The sequence below is a fragment of the Bacillus sp. WC2503 genome, from assembly GCF_052682895.1.
On record NZ_JBQYMD010000001.1, the window covers coordinates 2390101 to 2410325 of the forward strand.

General features: G+C 34.5%; 18 protein-coding genes and 1 pseudogene. 6 read left to right on the forward strand and 13 right to left on the reverse strand.

Annotated features, from left to right (window positions below; genetic code table 11):
- Positions 1–262: 262 nt before the first annotated feature.
- Complete coding sequence (locus tag ACUN26_RS12240; protein WP_001074316.1) at positions 263–1099, reverse strand: alpha/beta fold hydrolase; 837 nt, start codon at positions 1097–1099, stop codon at positions 263–265.
- A gap of 500 nt (positions 1100–1599) precedes the next feature.
- On the opposite strand from ACUN26_RS12240, the gene ycaC reads away from it, so the two are divergent.
- The 4 genes from ycaC to ACUN26_RS12260 all read left to right on the forward strand — a co-directional run bounded on the left by ycaC (position 1600) and on the right by ACUN26_RS12260 (position 5469).
- A complete protein-coding gene (gene ycaC / locus ACUN26_RS12245; protein ID WP_000131223.1) occupies positions 1600–2244 on the forward strand; it encodes an isochorismate family cysteine hydrolase YcaC in 645 nt (214 codons plus the stop codon).
- A 141-nt stretch (positions 2245–2385) separates the two neighbouring features.
- The gene (locus ACUN26_RS12250; protein WP_000067160.1) at positions 2386–3030 is read left to right on the forward strand and encodes a hydrolase; all 645 of its coding nucleotides are present in this window, start codon (positions 2386–2388) and stop codon (positions 3028–3030) included.
- Complete coding sequence (locus ACUN26_RS12255; RefSeq protein ID WP_000806845.1) at positions 3027–3620, forward strand: antibiotic biosynthesis monooxygenase; 594 nt, start codon at positions 3027–3029, stop codon at positions 3618–3620. The genes ACUN26_RS12250 and ACUN26_RS12255 overlap by 4 nt, the downstream gene beginning before the upstream one ends.
- Positions 3621–3633: 13 nt before the next feature.
- Positions 3634–5469, forward strand: coding sequence for an amidohydrolase (locus ACUN26_RS12260; RefSeq protein ID WP_001052841.1), 1836 nt, complete (start codon positions 3634–3636; stop codon positions 5467–5469).
- Between the two features lie 296 nt (positions 5470–5765).
- Here ACUN26_RS12260 and ACUN26_RS12265 read toward each other — a convergent pair whose 3' ends face one another.
- From ACUN26_RS12265 to ACUN26_RS12290, 6 genes and pseudogenes are all read right to left on the reverse strand, one after another.
- Positions 5766–6644 carry a LysR family transcriptional regulator gene (locus ACUN26_RS12265; protein WP_000423209.1) on the reverse strand — a complete coding sequence of 293 codons (879 nt, stop codon included), beginning with the start codon at positions 6642–6644 and terminating at the stop codon, positions 5766–5768.
- 218 nt (positions 6645–6862) lie between these two features.
- Positions 6863–7339 (reverse strand): annotated as a pseudogene (locus ACUN26_RS12270) (MarR family winged helix-turn-helix transcriptional regulator).
- Between the two features lie 428 nt (positions 7340–7767).
- Positions 7768–8718: a magnesium transporter CorA family protein gene (locus ACUN26_RS12275; RefSeq protein ID WP_000388991.1), complete on the reverse strand. Its 951-nt coding sequence runs from the start codon at positions 8716–8718 to the stop codon at positions 7768–7770.
- Between the two features lie 305 nt (positions 8719–9023).
- On the reverse strand, positions 9024–10049 hold the full coding sequence (locus ACUN26_RS12280) for a ParM/StbA family protein (RefSeq protein ID WP_001257274.1): 1026 nt from the start codon (positions 10047–10049) through the stop codon (positions 9024–9026).
- 35 nt (positions 10050–10084) lie between these two features.
- Positions 10085–10486: a hypothetical protein gene (locus tag ACUN26_RS12285; protein ID WP_000683231.1), complete on the reverse strand. Its 402-nt coding sequence runs from the start codon at positions 10484–10486 to the stop codon at positions 10085–10087.
- An 85-nt stretch (positions 10487–10571) separates the two neighbouring features.
- The gene (locus ACUN26_RS12290; RefSeq protein WP_000549418.1) at positions 10572–10958 is read right to left on the reverse strand and encodes a general stress protein; all 387 of its coding nucleotides are present in this window, start codon (positions 10956–10958) and stop codon (positions 10572–10574) included.
- A gap of 118 nt (positions 10959–11076) precedes the next feature.
- Between ACUN26_RS12290 and ACUN26_RS12295 the strand changes: the two genes are divergently transcribed.
- Both ACUN26_RS12295 and ACUN26_RS12300 read left to right on the forward strand, forming a co-directional pair.
- Positions 11077–11232: a hypothetical protein gene (locus ACUN26_RS12295; RefSeq protein ID WP_002093610.1), complete on the forward strand. Its 156-nt coding sequence runs from the start codon at positions 11077–11079 to the stop codon at positions 11230–11232.
- 212 nt (positions 11233–11444) lie between these two features.
- Entirely contained in the window at positions 11445–11810 is a 366-nt protein-coding gene (locus ACUN26_RS12300; protein ID WP_000714079.1) for a YxeA family protein, read from the forward strand.
- A gap of 46 nt (positions 11811–11856) precedes the next feature.
- Here the strand turns inward: ACUN26_RS12300 and ACUN26_RS12305 are convergent, their stop codons facing one another.
- The 6 genes from ACUN26_RS12305 to ACUN26_RS12330 form a co-directional block, all read right to left on the reverse strand.
- A complete protein-coding gene (locus tag ACUN26_RS12305; protein WP_000758850.1) occupies positions 11857–12567 on the reverse strand; it encodes an alpha/beta hydrolase in 711 nt (236 codons plus the stop codon).
- A gap of 256 nt (positions 12568–12823) precedes the next feature.
- On the reverse strand, positions 12824–13279 hold the full coding sequence (locus tag ACUN26_RS12310; protein WP_000749758.1) for a TspO/MBR family protein: 456 nt from the start codon (positions 13277–13279) through the stop codon (positions 12824–12826).
- Between the two features lie 147 nt (positions 13280–13426).
- Positions 13427–14857 carry a cryptochrome/photolyase family protein gene (locus tag ACUN26_RS12315; RefSeq protein ID WP_001179960.1) on the reverse strand — a complete coding sequence of 477 codons (1431 nt, stop codon included), beginning with the start codon at positions 14855–14857 and terminating at the stop codon, positions 13427–13429.
- An 85-nt stretch (positions 14858–14942) separates the two neighbouring features.
- A complete protein-coding gene (locus tag ACUN26_RS12320; protein ID WP_001086237.1) occupies positions 14943–15455 on the reverse strand; it encodes a hypothetical protein in 513 nt (170 codons plus the stop codon).
- 79 nt (positions 15456–15534) lie between these two features.
- Positions 15535–18141 (reverse strand): DUF2309 domain-containing protein, encoded by a 2607-nt coding sequence (locus tag ACUN26_RS12325; protein WP_000026979.1) that lies wholly within the window; start codon positions 18139–18141, stop codon positions 15535–15537.
- Positions 18141–19673, reverse strand: a complete 1533-nt coding sequence (locus tag ACUN26_RS12330) for an NADH dehydrogenase subunit 5 (RefSeq protein ID WP_000908911.1) — start codon at positions 19671–19673, stop codon at positions 18141–18143. The genes ACUN26_RS12325 and ACUN26_RS12330 overlap by 1 nt, the downstream gene beginning before the upstream one ends.
- Positions 19674–20225 lie beyond the last annotated feature (552 nt).

Below are 20225 nucleotides of genomic sequence, written 5' to 3' on the forward strand. Positions count from 1 at the left end.
TGCATTTAAGAGACCTAAAAAACTCTAATCAATACATTTTAGCTGTTAAGAAGATTATTCAATTCGAAATTAATGAGTATTTTTCATGCTAACGTCTCAATATCAAAATTTAAAAATAAGTAGAAATTTCGTAATGGATGATTACAGTGGTGCACTACTCCCGCATTTAAAAAGATGCTCCTGGATTTATCCAAGAGCATCTTTTATAAAACTTTATTTTAACTTGTTTATAATTTATCAATTAACAATTATATAGTTGTAATCAGTCCTTTAAAAATGATAGGAGTGCTTCATTAAATTCTTTGGCATGCGTTGCATTTAGCCCATGTGGACCACCCTTTATTAACGTTACTTTAGAATTAGGAATTGCTTCGTGTGTTAATTTCCCACTATATTCAAATGGTACAGTTGCATCTGAATCACCATGAATAATAAGGGTAGGTATATTAACCTTAGCTAAATCGCCTCTGAAGTCTGTTTTGCTGAAAGCAGCGATACAATCTAGTGTTCCTTTAGGCGATGCACCCGCAGCGATATCCCTATTGTAAATTCGAAATGGTTCACTAACTAAGTCAGTTCGATCTCCAGCAGCAAAAAATCCTTTCGTAAACTCATCAAGGAATGCTAGGCGATCACTTTTTACTCCATTTTCAAAACTTTGAATTGCTACATCATCTAATACACCCTCAGGATGGTCTGCTGACTTGTAAAGGAATGGTGGTACAGCTCCTGCAAATACAGCCTTCTCTACTCTATTAGTTCCATATTTCCCAATATACCGGGCTACCTCGCCTCCACCCATAGAAAAACCAACAAGTGTGACATTTTGAAGCTCTAACTGTTCTAATAGTTGATGTAAATCAGAAGTAAAGGTATCATATTCATACCCTTCCCACGGCTGAGATGATTTTCCAAAACCTCGACGATCATATGTTATAACTCTGTATCCAGCCTCAACAAGAGCGGGAACTTGGTATTCCCAAGATCGACCGCTTAACGGCCAACCATGAATTAGTACAACTGGTTTTCCTGTGCCATGATCCTCATAATATATCTCAATTGGTGCTTGATTTTCGGTTCCTACAGTAATTTTCGCCATTCTTCTACCTCCAAAAATATTCTAATATATATCCTTTTCTTCAATAATCCGGATGAATCTCATAGCCTATTTATGCATGTTTATGTTGTGAACTCTACTGTTCCGATGAATTCATTTTCTGTTTATGGACAATTCCCCATCTCCTACCTTTTTCATCACGAAGTATTTGCTGAAAATTCCTCCTATTCAATTCTAATAACAAAAATAGGTGACTATCAATATCGTTCTATCTATAGAATGTATAGGTAAAATCAATCTATTTTATAGTGAAAACAACTATAGTTACGACCTATACGAATTATAGATAATTTAGAATTGATTAACGAATCAGTTTTCAAATACTATAAATTTGTATAGCACTTCATGTTCTGTGAATGCTGCTATAACTAATATTATTGGTCAGCTTAGTTATAAACGAATCGTAACAAACGAAGAAACTTATGATAGTATTCGACTATTTAACTTTTCTTCGATTACTTAATTTTTAGGAGGAATACATAATGACTGATCTCTATTCTCGTATTAACAAAGATGATGCTGTCGTGCTTTTAGTAGATCATCAAACTGGTCTTATGTCCGGACTAGTACGTGACTATGGTGTTGATGAATTTAAGAACAATGTTTTAGCTCTTGCTCATACTGCTAAGTTTTTTGATTTACCGGTTATTTTAACAACAAGCTTTGAAAACGGACCTAACGGACCTTTAATGCAAGAATTGGTTGATCTCTTTCCTCACGCACAAAAAATAGCTCGCCCTGGACAAATTAACGCATGGGATAATGATGATTTTGTAAAAGCAATCGAAGAAACTGGAAAGAAGCAACTTATCATCGCGGGCGTAGTTACGGACGTTTGTGTTACTTTCCCAGCACTTTCCGCTATAAAAGCTGGATATGAAGTATTTGCTGTTACTGATGCTTCGGGAACTTTCAGTAAACAAGTTGCAGATGCTGCAAATACTCGCATGGCACATAGTGGCGTGCAACTTATGAACTGGTTTAGCGTAGCTTGCGAATTACAACGCGATTGGCGCAACGATGTCGAAGGTTTTGGCAATTTGCTTGCTAGTAATCTTCCAGGCTATCAAAATATAATTGGAAGCTATATGGGCGCGCAGCGAGATCTTAGTAAACAAAATGCATAAATGTATTTCAAAGTAATGACTTTAAATCACTTTCAAAAAAATGGATAGTATACATTTAGTGCTGATTAAATCAGCACTCTCTTTTAAATTAAAAGGTATAGCAAAATTTTTTTTTACAATTAAAAAAAGGAGCGTTTTATTATGAGTAATTTAGAATTGTTAAATCCAGAGAACAGTGCCTTAATTTTAATTGATTTTCAGCCTCAAATGACTTTTGGAGTTGCAAGTATTGATAGACAAACATTGATTAATAACGTTATGTTGCTTGCTAAATCAGCAAAAATTTTTAACGTACCTACTATTCTTACTACAGTTGAGACACGTAGCTTTTCTGGTTATTTTTGGCCACAAATTCTTGACATATTCCCAAACCATGAAATTATAGAACGCAGTTCAATGAACTCTTGGGAAGATTCAAAATTTGTTGAAGCAGTTAAAGCAACAGGTAGAAAGAAATTAATATTTGCAGCACTTTGGACTGAAGTTTGCCTTGCATTCCCTGTGCTTGAAGCAATTAAAGCTGGCTATGAGGTGTATGCCGTTGATGATGCTTCAGGTGGTACTAGTTTGACAGCACATAACGCTGCTATGCGTCGTGTAGAACAAGCTGGTGCAATTCCAGTGACAGCAATTCAAGTTTTACTTGAATACCAACGCGACTGGGCACACAAAGATACTTATGATGCTGTAATGGAGATTGTAAAGGAACACACTGGTGCTTATGGTCAAGGTGTAGAATACGCATATACTATGGTGCATGGTGCGCTTCCAAGCAGGAAAATATGAAACAAGAAGGAGTAGCTGTCGAAGAGACTTATACAGGGAACGCGATGGATGCTGCCGATCCAGTAACAACGATTGTTACATGGGAAATTCAACAGGGTAAAGAAAAACAGTTTGAAACATGGAGACATGAAATCGAAGCTGCCGCTACTAAATTTCCAGGGCATTTAGGTGTAAATCTAATAGTCCCAAATAACGAATTCAGAGAGTATACTGTTATTTTTCGCTTTGATACGTATGAGCATCTACGCGCTTGGCAAGAATCAGATGTTCGCCGAGATTTGTTAAAAACGGCAGAACAATTTCAAGTTACTAATCCAAGTTATAAAACTGAAAGCAGTTTGGCTTATTGGTTTGTTACTCCGAAAACGCCAGTCCCACCGCAAAAATGGAAAATGTCTATCGTTACCCTTCTGGGTGTATGGCCTCTTAGCATGTTAGTTCCTAAATTGATAGGACCTATCATAAAACATATGAACCCTATTATGTCCGCTTTTTTTGTTTCTGTATGTATAGTGTCCTTGCTATCATGGGTAGTTATGCCGATTTTCGGTAAATTATTTCATCCATGGTTACAAAATAATAGGAAGTAGACGAGGTGTGAATATGAATTTACCGGATATGATCTTATATAACGGAAAAATTACTACCCTTGATCCCTCTCAACCTGAGGTATCTGCTATCGCCATAACTGATGGTTTAATAACTGCAATAGGTGGAGATGAGCTTCTTGATAGCGCCACAGAAAAAACAAAAAAAATAGACCTTAAAAGAAAAAGAGCTATTCCAGGTCTGAATGACTCTCATATACACGTTATTCGTGGCGGTCTTCATTATAATATGGAATTACGATGGGAAGGTGTGCCTTCAATTGCCATTGCTCTCGAAATGCTCAAAGAACAGGCAAGGCGTACACCTGCTCCTCAGTGGGTAAGAGTAGTTGGAGGTTGGTCTGAATTTCAATTTAAAGAGAGACGGATGCCAACTTTGGAAGAGATTAATGCTGTTTCTGAAGACACACCTGTCTTTGTGCTACATCTTTACAATAGAGCACTTGTAAATCGTGCAGGGCTGCGTGCACTGGGATACACAAAAGATACCCCAGACCCTCCAGGTTGTTTAATTGAACGGGATAAACGAGGTAATCCAACGGGCCTTTTAATTGCAAATCCTAACGCTTCTATTCTTTATTCAAGTTTGGGTAAAGCTCCAATACTTAATTTTGACGACCAGATTAATTCAACTCGCCATTTTATGCGCGAATTAAATAGATTAGGTATTACAAGTGCCATTGACGCAGGTGGTGGTTTCCAAAATTATCCTGATGACTACAAAGTTGTTGAACATTTAGCCGAGAAGGAACAATTAACTTTGCGTATTGCTTATAATCTATTTACACAAAATCCAAATCATGAATATGAAGACTTTGCTTCATGGACAAAAATTGTTTCTCCAGGTCAAGGAAATGATAAGTATAAAATGAATGGTGCCGGAGAAATGTTAGTATTCTCGGCAGCCGATTTTGAAAAATTTCAAATGCCACAGCCCGAACTAGCTACGATGATGGAAGCTGACTTAAAGAAAGTAATTTCTCTATTGGTAGAAAACCGTTGGCCATTCCGTTTACATGCAACTTATGACGAGTCAATCACACGATTCTTAAATGTATTTGAGGAAGTCAACAAAGAAATTCCTTTTAATGGTCTACGATGGTGGTTTGACCATGCAGAAACAATCTCAGATCGTAGTATGGAACGTGTTAAGGCTTTAAATGGCGGTATTGCTATCCAAGACCGCATGGCTTTTCAAGGTGAATACTTTGTTGATTTATACGGAAAGGAAGCTGCAAAGCGTACTCCTCCGATTTATCGTATGTTAGACCTAGGTATACCTGTTGGCGCAGGTAGTGATGCAACTAGGGTTTCCAGCTATAACCCTTGGGTCGCTCTTTACTGGATGGTTGCCGGAAAAACCATTGGTGGTCTTTCGATATACGACGAAAAAAATAAACTTGATAGAAAAGTAGCCCTGGAATTATATTCAAAAGGAAGTGCGTGGTTCTCTGGTGATGAAGGTAAAAAGGGAATCCTTGCAGTAGGTCAATTTGCTGATATTGCTGTATTGTCTGCTGACTACTTTACTGTGCCAGAAGAAGAAATCAAGAACCTTGAATCATTACTCACTATTATGGGTGGGCAGGTTGTTTATGGAAATGATGAATTTAAAAGGCTATCACCTGAATTGCCGCCAGCATCACCTAATTGGTCACCGACGGGAGTTTATGGTTATGGTGGTGCTAACCTAGCCCACACTCTACTTTCTCACGATGCCCATGATCACAAGTTACATAGTTGCAGTAACCCTCTCCATCAACACACTCATACCATAATAGGAAAAGATGGAACTAAATGGGGTATTGGTTGTACTTGCTTTGCTTTCTAAGTCAAAACCACCGGTATAATGCCCGGTGGTTTTCTTTATGCAATAAGAATATGTAAAAAGAAATAGCAGTATATCCCTAATGGAATCTATTACTATGCGATAAGACCGAAGAGTTAATTGATTAACTTGACTTGTTTTTAACAGCCTTCTCCCCTTAAGTAAAATTCCATGGTATTCCCTTTTGAAGCGACTACACCACACATATAAATCTACTTGCCCTTTAACTGTAATTTAGGTCTTATCCTAAGAATTATGTATCATTTTTAATTCCCACACTATAATCATTATTATTTCTATTATACTAATACTTTTTTAGGTTCATTTAACTTCTGCATAAAGATACGTGCTGCAAAACTTAAAAATTTATCATCAAAGTGAATAAGATTAATATCTTGACTTGGTGTTGGTTCAATAATACGAACTATGCTCAAAGTATCATTATTAACGAAGTTAACCAGTGAAAGAGGTATTATGGCAACCCCATGTCCATTGTATACAAGACTCAATAGAGAAATAGAAGATTTTGTTTCTATATTTGCTTCAGATAAAGATAACCCTAAACTCTCACAATATATTTTAATAGATTCACGACAACTACATGAAACCATTATTCTACTCAGTCCTACTAATTCTCGAAAAGAAACAAATGATGTTTCATTCAAAGGATGATTTTTTGGAATGGCAAGGACAAGCTCTTCGCTATACAAAAGGGTGCTTGTTAATGTGTCTGGAATTTGAGCACTACGCGTGATGCCTATATCAATATTTTTATCAACGATTTGATTTACAGCAACTTCAGATTCTATAATTTTTACTACGATGTTGGGATAATGTTGTTGAAACTTCATAATATAAGGTGTTAAATAGGTGAGATCCTCTAATAAACCTCCTATAGTAATTACACCTCTTTGTACACCCTTTAATTCAAAAATTTCATTATAAACGTCATCAAATTGTTGCATGATAAATTTTCCTTTATCAAATAGCAGCTTACCCGCTTCTGTCATTTTGATACCTCTTCCAACTCGATGAAACAAAGGTGTATCAAGTTCACCTTCTAACACACGGATTTGTTGACTTAAAGTCGGCTGTGAAATACCTAGAACTTCCGCAGCTTTAGTAAAACTATTATTATTACAAACTTGAATAAAATACTCTAAATGACGTAATTCCATTCTTGATACCCACTCTCCGCTTTATGAAAGATTTATAATGAAAAGGACGATATGTATACGTTAATATAACAACTTTATTCCATACTGTACTGATTGAAATAATATGATTTATTCATTTTGTATTATAATACATTTACTACCACTTATTAATTTTTCCTCCTATTTATTTAATTTATATGTAATTAGGATATTACTAAACAGAAATAGCCTCTACAAACTTACAATTTCTGTGCGTAATATCCTAACTTTTTCAACCGTTTCATTATCATTTTTTTCTCAATATAGTCCAAACTACCAAATATTTGCCGAATCCCCTCTTTATGCTGAGGAAAAATAGTATCCATCAATCCAATACCTTCTGAAGTAATTGATGCATACGTGACACGGCGGTCTTTAGGACATAGTTTTCATCTCTTCTTTTCCCACCTATCCACTACATACGTGATACTACTACTTGCAAGTAATATTTTGTCTCCAATTTTTTGTATAGGCTGATCGCCTTTACTGTATAGTAGCTTAAGCACTGCAAATTCAGTTGGATTAAGTCCATAACTTTTTATATCCTCTTCAATACGCTTAGTGATTGACTGTAAATCCCTTGATAATATAACAAATAGCTTTAAAGATAAGCTCTCATCGTTAATCACGCTTGTAATTACCAATCCTTTACAACTTATCTTGAATTCGAGATTCATTATATTATCGTCAAAATATTATGTCAATAATTCATTTTAGCTATATCAAGCCACTTATAATTTATTTCTCAACATAAGACATATGGAATTTGAAGAAAACAATTGTTACTATATAAGTATCTCAATTACGTTATTTCTTTTAAAGAGAGCTTGTTTTCTAACGCAAGTTCTCTTTTGTTATATTCTAAATTGAATCCGGACAAATTTCAGATAATGATTCTGCCCATGTGTATGATATAGTTTTTAAACAAAGATTAGAGCCCTCCTACAAGAAGAAGAGCTCTAATCTTTCATATAAATATTCACCATTTTTATCATTGCGTGAACATCAAAACTTTAACTTGATGGGGATATGATACTACCTCAATTAATAAATATTACTAAACATATATCTAGGTTAATATCTATCATATTTTTTATAAAAAGGATTAATTGGATTTAAAAAAAGATTTCTTTTTCTTTACTCGTAATAAATCACCTGTCCATCCCTTCACTCGCATATACAAATACATACCTCCTGTTGTGAAAATAATAAATAAGAGAGCGATTAAATAGCTATATTTCCATTCTAGTTCAGGCATGTATTTAAAATTCATCCCCCACAATGCTCCTAAGGCTGTCAAAGGCGTACTCACAGCAGTTAATACAGTAAGAGCTTTCATAATTTCATTCCCACGATGAGAAGAAACAACTTCTTGTAAATGAATCATCGTGTCTAATTCTTCTTGGTACTCTTTAACGAGTTGTAATCCACGCTCTAATTTTACGTGTGTTTGTTTATAACAAAGGGTGTTTGTTAGGTTTTCTAACCAAGCTTCTTTCAGGCCTTGTAACACTTCTTGTATTAAGCGGAACACGTGTGTGTTCATAAATAATTCATGACGAATATGATAAATTTTTTCTAAAACTGCTATGTTATTATAATGATAAAAATCCCATAATACATTTCTGAAATTGTTTTCGAAATAGTCAACCTTTCGTAAGTAGTGAGATATAAACATTGATAAGATAGCACATAATCCTTCAGCGGAACTATTACAATTTTTTACACTAAAAGAGGAATTATGTATTAATTTTTGAAAATCCTCTTCCTCTTTTTCTTGGACCGTTATCAGTATTCCATGAGCTACGAAATAATGAAGAAAGTTTTGAATTTTGGCGTCCTTTTTATCTTGATCATATAAAAATGAACCATATACACAAGTTTGACTTGGTGATAACGTATAAACATATAATCCATTTTCACAGGGAGAACTTATTTTCTTTACAAATTGAGAGAAATGAGATGTTACATCACGAGGGATTATAGAAGAAAGATTTTCAAGCTCACTAGTTTTCACATGATACCAACTCCATTTCGGCATTTTTAGGCATTCCATATTATTCTTCCTTTCTAAATAGTTTTATGTTTGATCGAATCATATCCGTAATATGAAATTTGTATGTAGGTATTCATGTCTTGGAGGAAAAGTTTTTTGATCAACTAAATTACAAAATAAATGGCATAGGAGGTCTTATTCTGTTAAAAGGAAGACCCCCTATATATTAGCTATTTTTATTCTCAATTTTAAACATTTCCTCTATACAAGCACTTTTTATCTTTTCTTATAAAGAATTTATTATATGTGGAAAAGAAGCAACATAATTTGGCACGTCCATTCAACGAACTCCATTTCGGTCGTTATTATAATTTAGATTCATATGCAGATTGATTGGTGATGTCCTCAAATACTTGACTTCCAATAATATAGTATCCATGAAGTGCAGCCTCTTTCGAAGCGTCTACCATACGGAAAGAAGAAATTTCACCTTGCATTTTTTCAATTCGTTTTTTGTGGAGATCTACTATTCCTCCTGTCCAAATAATAGTATCGTACTGTTCTAACTTAAATTGTTCTTGTAATACACGCATGACGTCTTGGAAGTGTGCATCCAACTCTTTTTGAATCAAAGTATGAACCTGTTTTGTCTGAGGATTTTCTTCTCGACATTCATATCTTTTTTCTAATATTTTTGGCATGTCGTTAATATGCAAGTGATTACTTTCACCCCCATGATTCTGCATGATATTCTTAATGTTTTTCAAAGGCTTGCTACATCCTAGTTCTGTCTCATAATGATTTAAAATGACATTCTGTTTCATATCTGTCATTTCTAATGTACGAAATCCACCATCAATAATTAAGATACGATCTCGTTCCTGAATGATTCCCTCTTTTAAGAAATAGGCATGTAAAGCGACTGGTTGCTGAAGAATCAAAGCATTTTCCACCGTAATATTAATAAATTTCCCATCAATTTGCACGGAAGTTTCTTTTTTTAGTGCACGTTGTAATTGCTCATGCTGACTACCAAAACAAGTAACGGGAAGCCCAGTAACAACTAAAGGTAACACGACATTTTCTTTATAATCCTTTGCAATGCAACCAAATATTTGTTGTTTAAACCGTTCGCTTTCATAATAATTTTCTATTTCTTCGTCAAATGGAGGAAGAAATGATGCGTCAGATTGATGTGCTTCATTTCCCATGTAGTATGCAAAGTCTAAGTCTATAAAACTTACCTTTGTTAAATCTTCACTTTCAGCATGATTAGGTACAGGGGCTAGTGTGGAAGCTTCACTCTTAATCGTCACCTCAGAATCTACATCCTGTCGATATGCCCGCTTGGTAAAACCAATTCCTACATCAATCGCATACAGAGATCTCATACTTTTTTCCTCACTTTCTCTTTTTAGAATTAAATCTAAGCACTCTCTTCTTTCCCTTCTTTCATATATTTCTTTTCATTTTTCGTTTTTTCTCCATCTATGTCCTTACTATTTTCATTTATTTCGTAATCCTTCTCATCTTTTTTCTTTTTGTTATTTTCGTTTTCTGTTAAATCTTTAATGGTAGAAATGACAACCGGTGTGGCTGTAAGCAGTTGTGGTAATGTTTGTTTTGCAACATTAGCTGCAGTTACAGAGAATTTTTTACTTGTCTCAGTTACCTTCTCTAATGTTTCCTTTATGTTTCCTTCTTGTAGTTTGTCTTTTACGCTTTTTCCTGTTGTTTGTATAGCTTTCCGGTTTTCTTTTTTTAATAGGGAGACCATGACTCCGGTCGTAATCCCAATCACAGCATATTTAAATATCGTATGTTTCATTTTCCTCATCCTTCTCTACTTTTATTTTTTTCAATGCTACAACCTAAAATAATTACCTTACCTATTTATCAGATGTTGCAATCTATTAGAGAGAATGATAGTTTTGCGGCTGCCTATCACTCGCCGTTGGTGTTTCAGCTGTTACTAGGAGTAAAATTCTCCCTTGATCTAGTTTTTCTTCATATAAGTTAACTTCCTCCTTCGACAACCCTATTTCCTCCATTTGATTTCGGAGTTCGTCCCCTTTTTGGGAGAAAAAGTTAATAATACTTATGCCCAATCCTTGTTCTTTTACTCCAATCGTATTTGTGTTTGTATCATCCGCAATCTTTTTTGTTAGATGTTTTTCATGTGTTAAGACGTAAATATCATCTTGGCGAATCCCTTGCAATTCTAGCTCTTTTACTTTCATAACTACTTCCTGTTCATTTTCAAATTCATGAACCACCGGTTTTCGTTCATTCTTATGCATGGTATTTTTCCTCCTTTAGATTTTTATTTTTTTATTTAGTTGTTATGTAATATGTAATACACCTATTTTAAAGATGTTAAACCTAAATTTTCGAAAAATTTCATACAATAGGTTATTAATGTTTTTGAATATCAAAGTGATGTCACGAGAACTTTGCTTTGATAAAAGTGTTACAAATAACGATTTATTTGGAAGGCAAGCCCTTTATTTTATAGAAAATTTCTATATAGAAAAAGTTACAAAAGGAGTACAAGATACTTTTTTCGGTAATTAAATCAAAAGAAAAATAAAAAACCAAATAACCTACCATCAAAAAATAAAGAAAACAGGTTATTTGGTTATTCATTCCGTAAGCTTAATGCTCAAGTTAGTCTTTTTTCACACGGTCAAACTTTATTAAGAAAATATTAAGGAATTTCCCTCTATATTCATAAGAATTTTTTCCTATACTTAAAAATAAGTAAATTAACAAAAGGAGAAACAATCATGAAGAAATTTTTACTCTGCATATTAGGAATAGGCCTCCTTATATACTTACTACTGTTCATATTACGCGGGGATGTGGACCGATTTAATCCACTTGCTGAAGAAAAACATGTATATGCCGTTGCGAAAGGGTATGGTGTTCCCGATTATCATACGAACGGTAGAGCTATGTACTCGTTAAAAGGCATTGATGAATCTGGCAATGAAGAAGAGTATACAGTAGGAACGAATACTCCTAATGATTTTATAAGAAAAACTTACTTGAAAATTCATGTGAAAGGTAGGTATGTTTACTCGTACGAGGCTATTTCTGACAAGGATATTCCGGAGAAAATAAGAGGGAAATTGGAGATAGAAGTTAAATAAAAGAGCCCACTCGTATGAGTTGGCTCTTTATTACCTCTCCCGTCTATCATTGTTTTAACAACCATTCTTCCATTACTTTAACTGTTTCATCTTGTTGTGCTTTTGACGTAATTAAGCTAGCATTATCACCTTTTTGCTCGCCATACATGCCGAAATTAGCATGATTCCCCCCTTTTATCATGTGCATAGTTGTATTCTTTGACATTAACTTTTTATTGTTCTCTATTTTTTCTACAGTTGCTAAAGCATCTACTTCTCCATAAATAGATAACATTGGAATCGATTTGGTAGAGAAATCATCTGCGGGATAAGAACCTAAGAAAATGATTCCGTCTACCTTTTCTTCATGCTGAAAAGCATATTTAGAAATCATAGCTCCGCCCATTGAATGCCCTGCAACATACCATTTCTGAACTTCAGGATACTGTTCCATTACACTGTCTACTGCATTGATTCCAAGTATCGCTAAATTTAATGGTAACTTAGGCATTACTACAAAATGCCCATCTTTTGCAAGAGCTTCTCCTAAATAACTATAAGCTTCAGCTTCTACTTTAGCTCCTTGATAAAAAATAACTCCTATTTTAGCATCTTTCTCTCCAAAAACTATATTCTCTTCATCTTTTTTATTATCTACTAGAGACAAAGCCTCTTTCGTTGGTTTATAAGTAAACTGAGACCAAGTCAAAAAAGTAATACTTCCGATAATTAAAATACCTAATACAGAGTACAGAACAATTTTTATCCATTTCTTCACATATATGACCTCCCTAAGATGTGTATATTCTATACTTTAGATTATCATTAATAAAGTGAAAATTTAATCAGTGGGGGTTTTATTCATCCCCCACTGATTATCAGCCCTCACCAATCGGGCTTTTACAGGCAGCCCGATCCCCACCTAACTTCTTTGCTTTCGCTGAATTTTGAGGTGGAGGTCTTACTGCCCGTTAATGCGGGATAAACATAAAAACTCGAGCATTTTTATTATGCTCAAGTTTTCATTTACGTCTTTAATTTATACTATAAATTGTCCAAGATAAATATGTAGCAAATGCAGCCCATAAAAAATATGGGATTAGCAACCATGCCGATACTTTAGATAAATTGGAAGAAAACATAATGAGAAGTAACGTAGTAATAGCGACTAGTAAACAATCTACTGTTGCTAAAAACAAATTCTTTTGGCTAAATTGAAAGTAGCTGAACGCTTGATTGAATATATAATTTAAAAAGAATAAAAACCAAAATGTTTTTGGCTTGAATCCATAGTTGTTGTAAATAATTGCAACTGATAATGCAATAAGTCCAAATAATACAGCCCATATCATTCCGATTGTCATACCAGGAGGTGTCCAAGACGGCTTTTCTAACGCATTATACCAAGTACGATCAATAGGGAATAAAACACTAGAAACATAAAACAAACCATATGTTAGTAAGAACACTATAATACTAGATTTTTTCATAAACATTCTCCTTTTTTACTAGAAGGTTTTAGAAACTCTATATGATTCGTATGTTCTTTCAATGAATACAACTTTAATACACAAATAGACATTCTTATACTTTTCATTATACCCTTTACATATCAAATTCATATTGACTCGTGTATTTTATATAAATTCTTTCATACTTTTATATGCACAAAGTGCTCTCTCCCGCGCTGCCTTATGATCAACAACTGGCAAAGGATATGTATGACCAAGCTGTATATTGGCCTTTTGTAAAATATGCTCAGGTGCTTCCCACGGCTTATGTATATATTTATTCGGTATATCTCTTAATTCTGGCACCCATCTTCTTATATACTCCCCATTTTTATCAAACTTTTCTCCTTGTGTAATCGGGTTAAAAATACGAAAGTATGGTGATGCATCCGCTCCACTTCCAGCAACCCATTGCCACCCCATTGTATTATTTGCAATATCAGCATCTAATAGTGTATCCATAAACCATTTTGCTCCTTCTTGCCATGGGATTAATAAATGCTTTACAAGAAAAGAAGCTACAGCCATTCTTGCTCGATTATGCATAAAACCTGTTTGCCACAGTTCCCGCATTCCCGCATCAATAAACGGATAACCAGTTTCACCTTTCTGCCATACTGTTAATAACTCCTCTTCATTATTCCACGGAAAATGTTCAAAGCTCTTATTAAGAGGTTTATATACTGTAAACGGATAATGATATAGTAAATAATAAGAAAACTCTCGCCAAATTAATTGACGTATAAAGCTATTCACTTGTTTTTCAAAAAGACTACATTGTCTTTCGGTACTTTTATTTATTAAGTAATGATACATCAACCTCACTGATATTTGACCAAATGAAAGATACGGTGCCAACATCGAATGTACATTTTGATCTGGAAAATCTCTTCCTTCACTATAAAAGACTAATTTGCTAGAGAAAAATTTCTTGAATGTTTTGTATGCCCCTTCTTCTGTCGGATCCCATATTGCTTCCATATGAGATGTCCACGGTATAGTCGGCAACAAGTGTAATTCTGAAACAGATAAGCTTGCTGGTAAAGAGTTTCCCCACTTTATACTCTGCACTTTACTAATAGGTTTAGGTATTATCTGCTTTTGAAATGCATTGTAAAAAGGCGTAAACACCTTATATTCAGTGTTATCTTTCTTTTTAATAATCCACGGTTCTAATAATAAATGCGAATTAAATTCCTTACAAATAATGCCTTTACCTTCTAACATCATTTTCATTTTTTGATTAGATTGTAATCTGTCCGGATCATAGCAAATATTCCAATATACAGCCGTTATACGTAATTGTTCTATGAGAGAACGTATTTCTTCCTCCGTACGTCCTTTACGAATTATTAAAGTAGAGCCCAATGCCTCAAGTTGCTTCTTTACATCTATTACAGCATGGTGCAACCACCACTTTGATGCACTTCCCATTGAAAAAGTTTCGTCATGTACATATACCGGAACAACCTCACCGGACTGAGCAGCTTCAAATAAAGCTGGGTTATCATATAAGCGAAAATCTTTTTGAAACATAACAATAATTTTGTTTTGCATAACTATCCCTTCTAATTCTTAAAACATATTAAATTTTATTATATAACAGTAATTTATACCTAAGAATTTATTTGTCCCTAATAGATTAGTTAATGTATTCAACTACTTTATTAGCAGAAACTTTTGCAACCGTTTCTTTTCCACCTGTTCTATCAATCATGAAACCATGAACTTTAATATCAGAAGGTACTAACGGATGCTGACGAATCATATCTATACTCTTCTTAATATTTTCACTAACATTTTCTTGTCCACTTAGCCATGCATTCAGGCTACCACTTGAAAATTCAGGCATGCAATGTTTAAAGAGATAGTCTAATTCTATATTATCTTTTATGAAATCATGTTGAGTTTGTAGATTAACTGAAGAAGTTTCTTTATCCTCTATTCCTACAACAAAAATTTCTTCAACATTTTCTTGATAAATAGCAATAATAATAGATCTCATTATATCTCCATAAGGATGTACAATTACAGAATCGTAGCTGTGTATAGTCAACATGTTTTCTTGTTGAATGTTAGTTACTTGTTGGATAATAGGCTCTATTCCATGTTCAATGTCTGTTAACAATAAAACTTTTTTATTCTTTGAATTCATATGGAGCACTCCTTCTTCATTATTGTATTTATGAAATTTTTAAGCTAGTAACAATAGTTGATTATGCATTGCATGATTGTTACCAGTTTTTCCAGCGTCCCTCTGGATCAATACTTGCAAGTCTAACCCATCTATTTTGAACTTTTTCTCGAAATGCGAAATCATTATTTAGCAAACGCTCTATATATTCAATAGGCGCTTGAATTACAATTAGTAAACGAAGTGGTGAATGATACGTCTCACTATCTGACTGCATAACGGATTGCCAAGGTAAGCCTGGCAACAAATCACTTGCATTTCCCTGCATAACACCGAGACCTGCCGTTACGGTTTGTGTTGTTTTGTTTCCACTACCATAATAATGTGGAGCTACAGTTGAAGCGTAATATTGTAGATTTATCCACTGAGCTACTGTTCCTGGTCCTGCAATAATGTTAGCTAATATATCGCCACTTTCATCCTGTTTCCAATCATAATTATGGAGGAAAGCCCTACCTTCTAAATCACAATCCTGAGTTAATTCTCGTTGCCCGATAATAAAAGATGCATTACGGGCTAATCCCCATTCTGGACGTATTTCACTCCAATCTTCTGCAAATCGATGTGCCTCTTTACTCGCATTTTTTATTTTCGTTTTAAAATTTGGTAATTGTGTTAAACGCTCTCTATTTGCATGTTGGCTCACATTTGGCATAATCGACTCGATACAATCAAATGCTTCTTGTGCAGTTTCCGAAAGTTCTGGGACGTAAATCCATTCCAATTCGTCCACTGTTGTTTTATGTTCAGCTGCTGCAAAAATGGTATCCTCAGGAATTTTAATACCTTCAACAAACAACGCCTCTCGCACTTCTGGCAGATTGCATAAAGTAGCAAAAACTCTTGCATTGAATCCTCCTGCTGCTCCGCCACAAGCACCACACTCAAGTGCTGCAGCATAAGGGTTGTTCGTACTTTGACTACTGTGTCCGCACATTACAACTAAAGGAGCAAATTTTTCTGTCAGTCCCACCATTTTTAAAGCTTGACGCACATAGTTCACTTTTTCTTCTTTCGTAAAACCGATAGGTATCTCACCTTTTGTGTCATGAACATGATTAAGCGAGAATGTTGTATCAGGTTTTTGTAACATAGTTTTACGAAGGTTACGAATGAAACCACCAACTCCTCTTGGGACAAAGCTTCTTGTCACCATCTGTAGACCAAGTAATGGACCACTTAACTCAGGTAGCGCCATACTTGTCAGTACGTTCTGTTTCATCGTTTTAAATGTATAACGCACCGAACTACCTATCCTCTTACGTTGCTCATAAGATTTAAGTTCATTTTCATTTGTGAGCTCTTTTATTTGATGTTTCGGTTTGAGTATAACTGGCAAAGAAGGATGGTTGTTATTACTACCTAGTTCACTAGTTGCAATTGGTAATCCAAAGAAACCAGCTATTCCAAATGTTTCAAACGGACCTAATTTTTCAAGGTGGCGACGAAACGGTTCTGAACGTACATCAATACAGAATGCTAATTGAGCTAATACACGCTTTTTATCATTAGTTGCACATTGTTTAGAAGCAATCTTCTCCCTTAATTGCTCTGTATGCGTCTGTTCCCAAGCTTCGAGCCAAAGTTTCTTGCGAATATTTTCATCAAAACGATAAGCAAATGTTAATAATTCGCTTTGTTCAGCTGCAGGCATTTGTAGCCATTCCTCTATTGAAATATTCCCCCAATAGATCCAAGAAGCTATAAGTGGGACGATCGAAACTTTTTTCTCAACCTTTTGATTTTTTAAAGGTAAATAAGGTTTTGCAATAGCCAACTCCATAGAAATTCGAACTGCTAAATATTCTATTAAGAGCCCCTGTTCCTGAATTGATTGTTGTGAGCGCCATCGTATCATTCCTGCCCACCCAGGTAAAGAAAGTAAGTGCCCTTCAAGGTAAGCTTGCATGTTAGATTCAGAAATTCCTAGTTCAGATAATGCTCTCGCTAAAGCAACTTGGGCATCCTGTGGCCAATCTTTTAAAACTTTACGCTCATTTTTACTGAGCGCTGGATCAAATTTAATAAGGTGTTGCCATGCCCGATAAAAACCTTTCTCTCGATTTGGCATCGTCCAACTTAACCCGGATTCATCAAGATATAATTTACACCATTTAATGATATGATAATTAAGAATATCAGATAGGTTTTCACTATTTTGATTCTCTATAAGCAAACTTATTGGCTGCATAACAGAGGCTTTCATACTTCCTGTATTTATATAACTCATTTCTTCTGCCAATTTATTTAATTCTGGCGATGATAATAGACTAGAAGGTAATTTTTCTAACTTTAAAGCTGCTTGGCAAAATCGCTCTGCTTTCTCTCGCGGAATATGAAAAGATTGTGAATCCAGCCAACGAGACAAACTCATTTGTAAAAATGATTCCTCAATCTCACCTTTCGCTTTTGCCGAATGAATCATGGAGGCACTAGGATAAATATCCACATTACGAGCTTCTTTTAACCAATTTGCGACTTGTTCAAATGATTGCTTTTCAAGTCCCATCCAAGGGTGATGAGCTGCAAACGTAGAGATAGGCCAAAGTGTCGCAATAACACGGCTAGCAGATGCAACTAAATCATTTATAGTATTTTCTTGCATATCAATGTTTGTATCTTTCTTTAATATTGACGGTATGCTCATCACGAATTACCTCCCTTTGATACATAATGTTTAAGATAGCTTGGGTGACTTTCTACTGACTTTCTTCTCGCCTCACCTACTCGAACTAACCAAAGATAAAGTACAGCGAATAAAGTAGAAGATTGATTACGAGTAACGAAAGTACTAATAGCACTACTAAATAGTAAAATACATATAACAAAGATAGCGGCTGGAGCTGAAGGTTGAACACTTTGATAAATATCAGTATGCAACCATTTATAAAGAGAATTATGAACGGTAAAGTAAATGAGAGAAAATCCAATCAAAACAATTAAGCCAGCAATTCGTCCCATTCTTCCCTCTCCAAAAACAACAAGTTGTTTCCACGAAAAGTATAGTGAACATCCTAAGATTAACGCACTAACTAGTTGATACCCATCTCCAGAAGTCATAAACCAAAAAGTAATTGCTATAAATAATCCTAAACCACGCCCGACTATCATCCATAAATTGGACATCTTTTCATTAGACTGCTTCACTACCCCAAAACGTTCTACTGAAGAACCAGCTTGTAAAAACAGTGTAGCTTTAAACAAACCATGTAAAATTAAATGAATAACAGCCGCTACATAGGCTCCTAATGCACATTGAATAAGCATAAAACCCATTTGGGCAATAGTTGATCCCACTAGCTGACGTTTATAATCAACTTGAACTAGGCTAATTCCTGTTCCTATGAAAACAGAAATACTAGAGAAAATAAGTAAAATGATTTGTGCAATATCATCATGAAAAAGAGGTAAAAATCTGGTTAACATGATACCGCCAGCATTTACTAACCCCGCATGCATAATAGCAGAAACAGGAGTTGGAGCAACAGCTGACTCAATTAACCATCTTTGGAAAGGCCATTGTGCTGCTGGAATCATCACAGCTACTATAATTAATAAGTTAATTCCTGTTTTCTCCAATATTCCAAATTGAGCTACATTTTCATTCGTTAAAACTGATGTTAACTGCCACTGTCCAGTGACTTGAAAAAGCCAAATGATAGCTGCTAGCAAGGCGATCCAACTTATTGTAAATAAATAACTAGAAATTTTTGTTGCTTCGCTAACTACTTTCCACCCTTTATTTAGCCCTATGAGTAGAACCAATCCTATAAGCGTTGCGCCCCAACAAATAATCATGAAGCGAAGATCATCACTTAACCATGCAACAGAAGATACACCTGTAGTAAATGTAAAAAGTGCAAAGTATTTTCGATATGAGCGATCCCCCATTAAGTAACGTACAGAAAAGCGCTGAATGATTAAACCAATTGTAAGAACAAAGAAAGCCATTAACCAAGCTAAAGTATCTAGACGCCAAGGCCCCACAACTCTATCTCCATTGTTATTAACAAGTGCAAGCAAAGAAACCAATGAAGGCACAGCAGCGATACCAATATGGATATGAACAAAACGTAAAGGCATCCTTGCATTTAAAAACAATAATCCACTTAGCCAAGAAGCACTAAGCGCGATAAAAAATAATGTTAACAGTGTTGATGAACTTAGCGAAATTAACATGTAAAATACTCCCTTCCAAACGAAAATAACCTATAAAAATTCCTTTTAATTACGATAGTTTTTTTAATTTCAATTTTTATTCACTCTTTTTAGTACATCGTTTTTTCCATAAAAAAAACCGACAACTTCCATAATTCAATGATTTATATCATCATTGAATTATGGAGATTGTCGGTTTCACTTCAACTAACTTCAATAAAGTTTTTTGAAGAGCTCCCATTTTATAGAGGATAGTAATGTATGTATTACTCCTATTAAAAATAACAGTATATCTCTGATCTCCTAGATTATGCAATCAATATATCAATTTATGTTATGCGCTATCTTTCAATTAAGAAACTTTTTCATTTAGTCAATATTACATATTAAAAAAATGCTAAAGCCTTAATTATAGCAAACAGTTAAAATAAGCATCTATTAATTTTTTAAAACAATTATAAGATAAACTATATTAAGCAGTTTGTCAATTTATTTATCAGTTTTTTTGAACGTTATTCGAATCAAAATTTATTATATCTAAATAATTTCAAATTTTCTTTTCTCTAATTATTA